This is a genomic window from Rahnella sp. JUb53 (genome assembly GCF_004346065.1).
GTDB lineage: Bacteria > Pseudomonadota > Gammaproteobacteria > Enterobacterales > Enterobacteriaceae > Rahnella > Rahnella variigena.
This window is the reverse complement of sequence record NZ_SLYT01000014.1, coordinates 57,705-68,696: the sequence shown is the minus strand read 5'-3', so window position 1 is coordinate 68,696 and position 10,992 is coordinate 57,705. Positions and strand designations below refer to the sequence as shown.

Genomic DNA, 10,992 nt, shown 5'->3' with positions numbered 1-10,992 from the left:
GATATAGAAAGGTAAATAACTTCGTTTAGGAAATAGTTATAAAGGAATTATGTGGGTAAGGAAATCATCTCTTTCTTAAAGGCCTCAGGCGAGTTTTTTGCGTAAGTTATGCAGGCGCTTTAGCCACAATAATAGTTGCCACCATTGCTTCGGGCCGCGGGCATTACGGAGCATTATCTTACGTGTGCCGGAGGTATAAATATCTTCAATCATGGCTTTTTGAGCCGCAGGATCAGGCTCACGACGAACAGAGTGGCAAACCGTCAGCGCTTCACGTGTGACCTGCCGTGGAAACTCAGGATAAATTTTTATCCGGTCTTTATATCGCTCATTCAGCGCATCAAGCATTTTTGCAATTTTCAGATAATGTCTTTGATATTCAACGTTCTTCATCCCAGTGCGTTTTTGATTACTGATTGACTGACCGTGAATATAGTAGCGGTATAGGATCGTTTGGGTGTATCTCACGCGGCGGGCATTGAACATGAATTCGGTCGTCCAGGGAATGTCCTGATGGTGTAAACCAGGTTCAAAATACAGTCCCTGTTTTCTAATCAATTCGAGACGATAGACGCCAAGCCAGACAACATGTAAATACCGGTTCGTTGCCAGCGCCGTTTTCAACCACAACGGCCCATCCAGTACCCCCGTTGAGGTTAAACGGTCCTCAGGAATGAGAGGTTTTACTTTTTCTGAGCCGACAAAATAGCGTTCACCATTGCACTGAGCGGCATCCAGATCATCCTGCTCACACATCTCTATCAGCGTTTTGTACATCTCCGGAGAGACGATGTCATCGGCATCCGGAAAGGTCACGTACTTGCCCCGGGCAATTTCCAGACCGGCATTACGTGCGCGCGAAACCCCGCCGTTTTCCTGAGTAATAACCTGAATATGGGGATATTTTGCGGCGTACTCTTGTGCCGTCTGCTCTGACCCGTCCGTCGAGCCGTCGTTAACAATGATAATTTCGAGGCTATCCAGCGTTTGCGCGACGAGTGAATCCATAAAATCCCGGAACATCGCCCCTGCGTTGTACATAGGGATGATCGCGCTGAGCTTAATGGTTTCGGATGGTATTGTTAGGGTCATGACACAAAATTTCCACGAATAAGGAGAGCTGGCAACCGCGCCGGACGCAGTGCCAGGCACGTAAAATCATTGTTTTTCAGAGACTGCTGGGGTCTTCATCCGCAGCATCAGCAGATAACCCACGATCAGAACGACAAAATACGGCGTCTCGCGATTATAGAACTGAGAGTCGCCCTGACTGAAATAAATAACCGGTACTGAAAGAAGCAGAAATTCGTAGCCTTTAGGGACGAGTTTAAAGGGATATAACAATAATACGGCGAAGAACAGCACGATAATAATCCCGCCAAAAATGCCCTGTAATGACAAGGTGTCAATAATGTCATTGTGCAAATGGAAAGGCAGATTACGTAAGGCTTCCGGATTTCCCCCTTCATGCTGATTAATGAAGGTTGTCGCCAGCGCATTCCGGCTGTCTGCTGACTGTCCGAACGGATGATGTTCAAAAGCATCGATACCGGCACGCCACATTGAGAAACGGGCGCCTACGGAAGTATTACGGTCTCCGGCATCGTAAGAGGCGACTTCATTCTGCAGATTATCGATTCGGGTAACGATTTTGTTGTAATACGGGTGGCCGGATAAAAGAGCAGAAATGATTAGCCCTGCAATGGCGAAGCCATAAATCATTTTTGATGTATGTGAACTCTTCGCGAAATCATAGAGCACACTACAGACGCTAATAAAGGTAAACAGGATTGCCGCTGACCGGGTTTCTGTTGCTGCCAGAACGCCAAATGTCATGGTCATGATCACCAGACAAAAAAGCCTGTAATGTTTTAGCCCATGAAATTTCAGGCTGTACATCACCAGTAATGAGAAAATAGTAAACGTATAAGCACCGGAAGTCGGTGCGTCAGAGTTAATTCGGATACGCTCGCCTGTTTTCAGGTAAACCGCGATATGCATGACGGAGATAATCATAAATAACAATGTCATGATCGCAATGCCCGTGCGGACAGTCACTGTCGATATCTTCCATCTGTGCAAATTATGCTCTATAGCATAAAGAATAAAGGCCGCCAGGATAAGTCGCTTGCCGCTTATCTGATAATGGTGAGCAATCAGCGGATACTGTTCATTGGTGGTCAATGCGACCCACAATACTTTGCTAACACCGAGCAGTAATACAATCCATGAAAAAACGTAAAAATGGACTTTTTTATCTTTTTTAAACGTGATGTACACGAAATAGATAACTGCGATATAAGTCGTGATATAGAAAAAGTTTCGGGTGACTTCTCCGGACAGCATAAAAAAAGAAATCGAGATGGTGGTGAATAAGAAAAACAGTGCAGCAAGCTTATCGTCAAATGACGATTTTTTGATTGCTGATAACCAAGGGTTAATCATGTGTTCTTTTCCTGAATACTTTTGTGTTCATATACTTAGCCATCCATTTCACGCTACTTAAGTAGTCTCCTTTAAACCACAGGACACGAGCATAGCGTTTCATTTCTTTATAACTTACTGGCATGTCGAGCGAAATGCCTCTCCATGGGGAGCGCTCATAATAGGAGTAATAGAGATCTGCCACATTACTTCCTCCCCACGAATGCCAGGGTTTACATTTTCCAGTGTAATGAATCAGGATCACACCAGCAGGAAGTGCTTTCTCATGGCCTACGCGTTTGTAAATGATATCGACGATATAATTATATTCTTTAGGCAGTAGCAGGGTTTCGTGTTCCAGCACGACATTCAGGGCTTCCTGATCAGGGAATTTAAATTTATCCCCGTTTTCGCGAAGTTCATTAATCACCCGATTGGTGGTGTCTCTGGCAACCCATTTTTCGATATTGATATAAAGAAATCCGGAGTTGAAATAATTACCAGAAGTCAGTTTAAGCACCGGGCAAAGTTTAGCTCGCGCCCTTTTTTCATCATTTACTGCACATAACGTATGTTGACTGATATCCAGTGTGATCAGGTCATTGTACTGACCGACACATAGCGTATCAGCATCCAGATAAATCACTTTATCTGTGATATCAGCGAGGATGAGAGGAATAAATAACCGGTAATAGATGGCGTGTGTGTAACGGCCAACCATCGGCAATCCCTGGAACGCCTCATCTTTGAAGGTATAGGTGGTGACGGCAAGGGGAAACATCTTCGCTAACTCAATGATTCGGCTGATGCTCTCATTGCTTAGTGTTGTACCGAATAAATGAACATGAAAGCGCAGATCAGGGTTGTTTTCCAGAACTGAGAACACAGCAATGCCCATTCCGCGAGCATAACTGTCATTGATACCGAAAGAGAGATGCACCACATCTTTTTCAGTTCCCAGAGAGTTAACAATTTCTTCCCTATTCTTAATCGATGAATGCAAGATATTAGCCATAATGGGGCTCCTGACCTCTGCTGTCAGTAATGAACTCGTGAATCGCTTTTAATTTATGTTCGTTCAGCGCAAACAATTGTTCCGGCGTCAGGCTAAAACGGGTTCTGGTTTCAAAAACAAACGAAGCAGGTTCAAAGTTTTCAGGTTCAATAAACAGCACCTTACCTAACGGACGCTGTTCTTCCTTACAACATGGGCCGGTAAAGCAGATGATAGGCGTTTTTTGTGAATCTGCTATATAGGCATTTCCTGAATCTGAGGCGATATAAGCATCAAGTTGACCTAGCGCAAAAGGCACATCTTCTAACGGCATCTGACCGATGAGGCTCACGACGCGTGATTTTTCCTCTTCACTTAATATTTCAAGCAAAGCATCTAGATAAGGCTGTTCATTAGCCGGACCGAACACGATGAACTGACAGTTCAGATTCGACAGATTTTGTATGATCTGTTGCCAGATTTCCCGTGGGATGGTTTTTGCACGATTTCCCGCAGAAATACTGATCCCAATTTTGATTTCACCGGTTTTATCCAGCACAGGGTAGTGGGTTTTCGGGATCCATAACGGCAGCGTGGCATGCGAGTGGTAACTGTCAGCCATCAGCGCGGGATCAGCCAGTTTCAGGTAGTTTTCTAAAGCGAGGTCATATTTACCGTGCTGACGAACCACGTTGGCTGTGGCAAAGAACATCCGGTGATACCACTTACGCACATAGGTTTCTAAAAAGGCTTTGTGCTTCGCATTACAAAATGCAGCGTAGAAAGCATTGATGCTGTTAGGTTGCAGCAGATAGACATTGTCATAGCGGTTGAGCAGCCTGAACGCCAGACGGATTTTACTGAAGAGAGACTTCTTGTGTTCTTCAATCAGGAAGATCGACTCAATCGTTGTGTCGCGCCCGGCCAGTGGCAGCACCGTTTTACTGATTAACACATCCGATTTTTTCAGATGTTTGAGTAACGGCGTGATGTTAACAAAATCGCCAATTTTGGCGGTCTGGATGACGAGATTGCGTCCTTTGCCCTGATGAAAAGGTTTCATCAGCATTTTGAATGGCCAAAGCAAAATGAAAATAATTACATAGCTCATGGTCAGTTCATTTCCTTATTGGCAGAAATAACATCGTTGAGTTGCTCAAAAACGCGTTCCGCCGGAAGAGCCTCCAGCGAGTTGTTTTCTGCTTTCAGGACAAACTGATTCTTCCCGTACCCGCCAATCAAACCCGGATCGGTCGGACCGTAGAGGGTGATATTCGGGCGATCCAGCGCCGCAGTCAGATGGCTGAGTCCGGTATCCACTGAAATCACGGCTTGCGCACCGGCTAACACCTCAGCCACTTTCTCGAGACTCAATTTAGGCAAGACTTCCACGTAAGGAAACCCTTCAGCCAGGCGCAACGCGCGCTGATATTCATGCTCAGCGCCCCACGGCAGTTTGATGCGAAGATTGGCAGCACTTAACATCCCGATCAGTTCACGCCACTTTTCTTCCGGCCAGTGCTTGTCTGCACGGGTGGTCGCATGGAGAAAGACCAGATACTGACCGGCATCGTCAGGCAAATGTGAAAGGAAGCGCGCCGCAATGGCGTAGTCGCCCTGGGTCGCAGGTTTTACATAGCCGAGACTTTTAGCAAACAGTTCTCTGGTGCGCTCCACTGCATGTTGTTTTTTATCAATTTCGTGGCGCTGATTGTAGAACCAGCTGGCGAAAGGTTCACGGGCGCTTTTGCAGTCTTGCCCGTGTTTTTCGCCTTTGGCAACACGGGTGATCAGCGCTGCACTTTTGATTAGTCCCTGAGCGTCAATGATGGCGTCATAGGGGGTGGATTGCACTTCGCGTTTGAAATCACAGCGTTGCTGACGGGTTTCAGAGCCAAACCAGTTTTTGCGCCAGCGGCGAATCGCCACCGGAATAACGCGATCGACGGCCGGATGCCAGCCGGGGATCTGAGTGAAACCTTCTTCCACAACCCAGTCAAAGCGGATCCCGGGAATAGCCTGCATGGCATCCGTTAATGCAGGAAGCGTATGCAGAACGTCGCCCATGGACGAGGTTTTGACAATGAGAACCCGCATTAAATCTCCTTCCTTGCGCTCAGTAACTGGTTTAATTCCTGATAAACCTGCTCTGGTTGAATATCAATCAGACTCTGGTGATAGCCTTCTTCGGCATCGCCTTTGCGGACTTTATGGTAGCCGGTGATCAGGCGGATAACTTTCGCCTGATGGCTGAGTGGCGGAGTGAAGTCCGGGCTGCTCGGCCCGTAGAGTGCCACCAGCGGTTTATCCAGCGCAGCAGCGACATGCATCAGACCAGAATCATTGCTGACCACAGCCTGACAGGCCGCGATCATCACCACAGCCTGATCCAGAGAAGTTTTACCCGCAAGATTCAGGCAGAAAGCTTGAGCACTTTCAGTCAGTGCCAGACGGATTTGCTCTCCGGCGGCATTGTCTTTTGCCGAGCCAAACAGCACGACCTGATAGCCTTCGCTGATCAGTTTTTCAGCCAGTACGGCGTAGTGATAATGAGGCCAGCGTTTGGCCGGGCCGAATTCAGCACCCGGACAAAAGCCAATCAACGGGCGTGAATTATCGACAGCAAAGGCGATTTTGACGGCCGCGATTTCGGCTTCAGTGACCTGCAGTTTTGGCCACAGAATGGGTTGTGGAAGGTCGGCTGCAGTGTTGATTTTTCCGGCTTCGTAGCCGAGCGCCGCGTAGCGCTGAACCATCAGCGGAAATGCGGCTTTATCGAGGACCCGTAAATCATTGAGCAAGCCATAGCGCATTTCGCCACGCCAGCCGGTGCGCTGAGGAATGCGCGCAAAGAACGGAACCAGCGCTGATTTAAAAGAGTTAGGCAAGACATAAGCGCGGTCATAATGCGTATCGCGCAATGAAACGCCCAGACGACGACGCTCGCCAAGTTCCAGAGCGCCATGACCCAATGGCATCGCCAGCGCCTGATTCACTTCCGGCATCCGGTCGAGCAAAGGACGGCACCATGCAGGTGCCATCACGTCAATTTGTGCTTGCGGGTGCGCAGCTTTCAGGGTGCGGTAGAGACTTTGAGACATCATCATGTCACCGACCCATGACGGCCCAATTACCAGTATTTTCATACCGTTAATCCATTCCTCAATGTGCAGGGCTTAAACTGTGCGGTTAAGCCAGCTCATGTATTCCGTCACGCCTTCAGCAACCGTTTTGAAAGGTTTGTCATAACCGGCATTACGCAGCGCGGTCATATCGGCCTGAGTGAAGGACTGATAACGGCCTTTCAGTTTTTCCGGGAAAGGAATGTATTCGATATCGCCAGATTTGTGGTACGCCACGACCGCGTCTGCCACCGCCTGGAAGGATTCTGAACGACCGGTACCGCAGTTGAAAATACCGGAAACGCCGTTCTGCCAGAACCACAGGTTCACCGCAGCCACATCGCCCACGTAGATGAAATCGCGTTTGAAGCCTTCGCTGCCGGAGAACAATTTCGGGTTCTCGCCGGCGTTGATCTGGTTGTTCAGGTGGAACGCGACGCTGGCCATGCTGCCTTTATGACCTTCGCGTGGTCCGTAAACGTTGAAGTAACGGAAACCACAAATCTGCGATTCTGCGTGTGGCAGAATTTCGCGAACATACTGGTCAAAAAGGAATTTAGAATAGCCATAGACGTTCAGTGGCTGCTCATATTTACGATCTTCAACAAAGCTGGTGCTCTGGCTGCCGTAAGTCGCTGCGGAAGAGGCGTAAAGGAAAGGAATACTGCGATCCAGACAATAATGCAGGATATCTTTAGAGTACTGATAGTTGTTGTCCATCATGTACTTTCCGTCCCACTCGGTGGTGGACGAACAGGCGCCTTCGTGGAAAATGGCGTCAATATCACCTAAATCATCGCCTGCAACGATACTGGCGATGAAATCTTCTTTATCACAATAATCCGCAATATCCAGATCCACCAGATTGACGAATTTGGTGCCGTCTTTCAGGTTATCGACCACCAGAATATCGCGGTATCCCATATCATTGAGCGATTTAATAATATTGCTGCCGATAAAACCAGCGCCGCCAGTGACGATTATCATGGGATCCACCTTTAATCATTTTAAGAACCGCGCACCATGCGCAGCCTGTAATTGGGTAATATCATAACACTTCATTATGAAGCTCACATTGGGAAGGTGTCCGATAACACGCATTCTTGTGTTTCAGACCGTAAGGCGTGAACTATGCTGCAAAACAAAGATATTGTGAGCGGTTCCATCGTTATTTCGTATTCAGATTAGTAATGTATTCCGTGAATGAGTCATTTCAGGAGAATACTGTATGTCTGTTTCGTTTTATCGGCAGTTGGAAGACCAGCTCGATCAGGCGCGGGTTGAAGGACTGTTTAAAGAAGAACGTATACTCACCACGCCTCAGCAGGCCGAGGTCTCTGTCGCGGGTGGTAAACCGGTCATCAATTTCTGCGCCAACAACTATCTCGGGTTAGCTAACCATCCGGCGCTCATCAGGGCCGCGAAAGAAGGGCTCGACAGCCACGGTTTTGGCATGGCGTCGGTGCGTTTTATCTGCGGTACACAAGATGCCCATAAAGAACTCGAACACCGCCTGGCCGATTTTCTCGGTATGGACGACGCGATCCTTTATTCTTCCTGTTTTGATGCCAACGGCGGATTATTCGAAACGCTGCTGGGCGAAGAAGACGCCATCATTTCGGATGCGCTGAATCACGCATCAATCATCGACGGCGTCCGGTTGTGCAAAGCGAAACGCTATCGCTATGCCAACAATAATATGGACGAACTCGAAGCCCGTTTGCAGCAGGCGAAAGACGATGGTGCCCGGCATATTCTGGTCGCCACCGACGGCGTGTTTTCCATGGATGGTGTGATTGCTAACCTGAAAGGTGTGTGCGATCTGGCAGAACGATTTGACGCGCTGGTGATGGTCGATGATTCCCATGCTGTCGGTTTTGTCGGTGCCGAAGGGCGCGGTACTCATGAATATTGTGACGTGATGGGGCGGGTAGACATCATCACCGGAACGCTCGGTAAAGCGCTGGGCGGAGCTTCCGGTGGTTATACCGCAGCTCGTCAGGAAGTCATCGACTGGTTACGCCAGCGTTCACGTCCTTATCTTTTCTCCAATTCACTGGCACCGTCGATTGTCTCTGCCTCGCTGAAAGTGCTCTCCATGCTGGAAGAAGGCAGCGAACTGCGCGAGCGCCTGCTCAGCAATTCAAAAATGTTTCGTGAAAAAATGACCGCAGCCGGTTTCACGCTGGCAGGGGCCGATCACGCCATCATTCCTGTCATGCTGGGAGAAGCCCGTTTAGCGCAAGAATTTGCCGCGCTTTTGCAGCAGGAAGGCATTTATGTCACCGGTTTCTTTTATCCGGTAGTGCCGCAAGGCCAGGCGCGTATCCGTACCCAGATGTCTGCGGCACATAGCACCGAACAAATCGAAAAGGCGGTTGAAGCCTTTACCCGTATCGGTAAAAAACTTGGCGTGATCGCCTGAGGAGTTTCCATGAAAGCCTTAGCAAAACTCAAACGTGAGGAAGGCATCTGGATGACGGATGCGCCGGTGCCGGAAATGGGTCATAACGATTTGTTGATCAAAATCCGCAAAACAGCCATCTGTGGCACCGATGTGCATATTTATAACTGGGATGCATGGTCGCAAAAAACCATTCCGGTACCGATGGTGGTCGGCCACGAATACGTCGGCGAAGTTGTCGGGATCGGGCAGGAAGTTAAAGGCTTCAGCATCGGCGACCGTGTTTCCGGCGAAGGTCATATCACCTGCGGGCATTGCCGCAACTGCCGTGGCGGGCGCACGCACTTGTGCCGCAATGCGCAGGGCGTCGGGGTAAACCGTCCCGGTGCCTTTGCGGAATATCTTGTTTTACCGGCGTTCAATGCGTTCAAAATCCCGGACAATATTTCTGATGATCTGGCGGCCATTTTCGACCCGCTGGGCAACGCAGTTCATACCGCGCTGTCTTTTGATTTAGTCGGAGAAGATGTCCTGATAAGCGGCGCGGGTCCGATTGGTATCATGGCTGCCGCTATCTGCAAACACGTTGGCGCGCGTCATGTTGTAATCACTGACATGAACGAATACCGGCTCGAACTTGCGCGCAAAATGGGTGTGACGCGGGCGGTCAATGTCAGTCAGCAAAGCCTGCCGGATGTCATGGAAGAGTTGGGGATGACGGAAGGGTTTGATGTCGGGCTGGAAATGTCCGGCGCACCGTCAGCATTTCGCAGTATGCTCAGTGCGATGAATCACGGCGGGCGAATTGCCATGCTCGGCATTCCTTCTGCAGAAATGGCCATCGACTGGAATCAGGTGATTTTCAAAGGGTTGTTTATCAAAGGGATCTACGGCCGGGAAATGTTTGAAACCTGGTACAAAATGGCGGCGCTCATTCAGTCCGGGCTGGATCTCACGCCGTTAATTACTCACCATTTCCCGATTGATGAATTCCAGAAAGGGTTTGATGCGATGCGTTCCGGTCATTCTGGAAAAGTCATTCTTAACTGGTGACCTGATTTTTCGCAGAGATGAAAAAGCCCGCTCAATAGCGGGCTTTTTCTGGCTAACGGGCTGCTCAGGCGGCCGGTTGTGCCTTTTGTTTCTCTGCATCCGTCAGGTATCGCACTTTGCGGGTGTAATCCTGGCCTTTAAACAGCAGTTCATTATCTGGCGAGGCCAGATACTTTTGCCATTCGGTCAGCGGGAAACCGCCGTGCGCGCCAATGACCTCTTTCGGAATCACCGAAGGCGTGCCGCCGATTTTTTTCGATACCGGCCAGTTCATCCAGTCGCCGAGGTTCACGCTTTTAATGTCCAGAGTGTCGAGCATCGCCGCGAGGGGCAGCTGATCGGTCGGTGGCTGATTATCTGGCAGGATATTCCAGGTATCCCTGAAAAACATAATCCACAACGGGCACAAACGTTCCCAGGTTTTACGCGTCGCTGCTAAGAATGCGCCGTTGACGTGGTCAACGATATAAGGCCGCACGCTGTCTTTGTAATACGCTGGAATAATTTCAGGGTCACAATCCCCGAGTTTGGCAATCATTTTGCCCTGACGAAAACTCGAATAAATATGGTTTTCATGCAGCTGAATTTCAGGCATTTTCAGCAGATTCAGATCAGAGTCGATCATCAAAATACCGTCAGTTTTGGCCTGCAAAGGCGCCAGCAGTTTGATCAGACGGCTGAGATAAATTTGTTTATAGCGATAATCGCCGGATTTAGTTTCAGGATTGAGTGTCACGATGCGGACTTTTTCAGGCAGAGGCCGGAACAGACTGGCATCCTGATCGGTCACAATGACAATTTCCTGCAATTGTGTCGCGAATTTGTCGGCAAATTCCGCGCATAAACAGGCTTCTTCAATATAGTCAGCACCCGCGGAAGGAATGACGACAGAGGTGATATTATTCTTTGGCGCGCCTGCCTTGACGGTATCGGCATAAGGCAGATTGTGGCGTGAAAGAATATGACGATATTTAGAATTTAGAAATTTGAACATG

General features: G+C 48.9%; 10 protein-coding genes. 2 read left to right on the top strand and 8 right to left on the bottom strand.

Features of this window, described 5'->3' with window-relative positions:
• Window positions 1–84 precede the first annotated feature (84 nt).
• The 7 genes from EC840_RS23285 to rfaD all read right to left on the bottom strand — a co-directional run bounded on the left by EC840_RS23285 (window position 85) and on the right by rfaD (window position 7,527).
• Complete coding sequence (locus EC840_RS23285; protein WP_129637808.1) at window positions 85–1,092, bottom strand: glycosyltransferase; 1,008 nt, start codon at window positions 1,090–1,092, stop codon at window positions 85–87.
• A 66-nt stretch (window positions 1,093–1,158) separates the two neighbouring features.
• Complete coding sequence (locus EC840_RS23280; protein WP_132967224.1) at window positions 1,159–2,445, bottom strand: O-antigen ligase family protein; 1,287 nt, start codon at window positions 2,443–2,445, stop codon at window positions 1,159–1,161.
• The gene (locus tag EC840_RS23275) at window positions 2,438–3,439 is read right to left on the bottom strand and encodes a glycosyltransferase (protein ID WP_112289319.1); all 1,002 of its coding nucleotides are present in this window, start codon (window positions 3,437–3,439) and stop codon (window positions 2,438–2,440) included. Before EC840_RS23275 ends, EC840_RS23280 begins: the two co-directional genes overlap by 8 nt.
• Window positions 3,432–4,529, bottom strand: a complete 1,098-nt coding sequence (locus tag EC840_RS23270) for a glycosyltransferase family 9 protein (protein WP_132967222.1) — start codon at window positions 4,527–4,529, stop codon at window positions 3,432–3,434. The genes EC840_RS23275 and EC840_RS23270 overlap by 8 nt, the downstream gene beginning before the upstream one ends.
• 2 nt (window positions 4,530–4,531) lie before the next feature.
• The gene (gene rfaC, locus EC840_RS23265; RefSeq protein ID WP_132967220.1) at window positions 4,532–5,515 is read right to left on the bottom strand and encodes a lipopolysaccharide heptosyltransferase RfaC; all 984 of its coding nucleotides are present in this window, start codon (window positions 5,513–5,515) and stop codon (window positions 4,532–4,534) included.
• Complete coding sequence (gene rfaF, locus EC840_RS23260; protein ID WP_132967218.1) at window positions 5,515–6,564, bottom strand: ADP-heptose--LPS heptosyltransferase RfaF; 1,050 nt, start codon at window positions 6,562–6,564, stop codon at window positions 5,515–5,517. Before rfaF ends, rfaC begins: the two co-directional genes overlap by 1 nt.
• 30 nt (window positions 6,565–6,594) lie before the next feature.
• A complete protein-coding gene (rfaD, locus tag EC840_RS23255; RefSeq protein WP_112289323.1) occupies window positions 6,595–7,527 on the bottom strand; it encodes an ADP-glyceromanno-heptose 6-epimerase in 933 nt (310 codons plus the stop codon).
• Between the two features lie 241 nt (window positions 7,528–7,768).
• Here rfaD and kbl point away from each other — a divergent pair, with 241 nt between their 5' ends.
• Both kbl and tdh read left to right on the top strand, forming a co-directional pair.
• On the top strand, window positions 7,769–8,965 hold the full coding sequence (gene kbl, locus EC840_RS23250; protein WP_129637814.1) for a glycine C-acetyltransferase: 1,197 nt from the start codon (window positions 7,769–7,771) through the stop codon (window positions 8,963–8,965).
• Window positions 8,966–8,974: 9 nt separating this feature from the next.
• Window positions 8,975–9,997 (top strand): L-threonine 3-dehydrogenase, encoded by a 1,023-nt coding sequence (gene tdh / locus EC840_RS23245; protein WP_113877629.1) that lies wholly within the window; start codon window positions 8,975–8,977, stop codon window positions 9,995–9,997.
• Between the two features lie 64 nt (window positions 9,998–10,061).
• Here tdh and EC840_RS23240 read toward each other — a convergent pair whose 3' ends face one another.
• Complete coding sequence (locus EC840_RS23240; RefSeq protein ID WP_113877628.1) at window positions 10,062–10,991, bottom strand: hypothetical protein; 930 nt, start codon at window positions 10,989–10,991, stop codon at window positions 10,062–10,064.
• Between the last annotated feature and the right edge of the window lies 1 nt (window position 10,992).

Bases quoted from the DNA above. Each gene is read 5' to 3' on its own strand.
- EC840_RS23285 (WP_129637808.1), bottom strand. From the start codon at position 1,092: ATGACCCTAACAATACCATCCGAAACCATTAAGCTCAGCGCGATCATC.
- EC840_RS23280 (WP_132967224.1), bottom strand. From the start codon at position 2,445: ATGATTAACCCTTGGTTATCAGCAATCAAAAAATCGTCATTTGACGAT.
- EC840_RS23275 (WP_112289319.1), bottom strand. From the start codon at position 3,439: ATGGCTAATATCTTGCATTCATCGATTAAGAATAGGGAAGAAATTGTT.
- EC840_RS23270 (WP_132967222.1), bottom strand. From the start codon at position 4,529: ATGAGCTATGTAATTATTTTCATTTTGCTTTGGCCATTCAAAATGCTG.
- rfaC (WP_132967220.1), bottom strand. From the start codon at position 5,515: ATGCGGGTTCTCATTGTCAAAACCTCGTCCATGGGCGACGTTCTGCAT.
- rfaF (WP_132967218.1), bottom strand. From the start codon at position 6,564: ATGAAAATACTGGTAATTGGGCCGTCATGGGTCGGTGACATGATGATG.
- rfaD (WP_112289323.1), bottom strand. From the start codon at position 7,527: ATGATAATCGTCACTGGCGGCGCTGGTTTTATCGGCAGCAATATTATT.
- kbl (WP_129637814.1), top strand. From the start codon at position 7,769: ATGTCTGTTTCGTTTTATCGGCAGTTGGAAGACCAGCTCGATCAGGCG.
- tdh (WP_113877629.1), top strand. From the start codon at position 8,975: ATGAAAGCCTTAGCAAAACTCAAACGTGAGGAAGGCATCTGGATGACG.
- EC840_RS23240 (WP_113877628.1), bottom strand. From the start codon at position 10,991: ATGTTCAAATTTCTAAATTCTAAATATCGTCATATTCTTTCACGCCAC.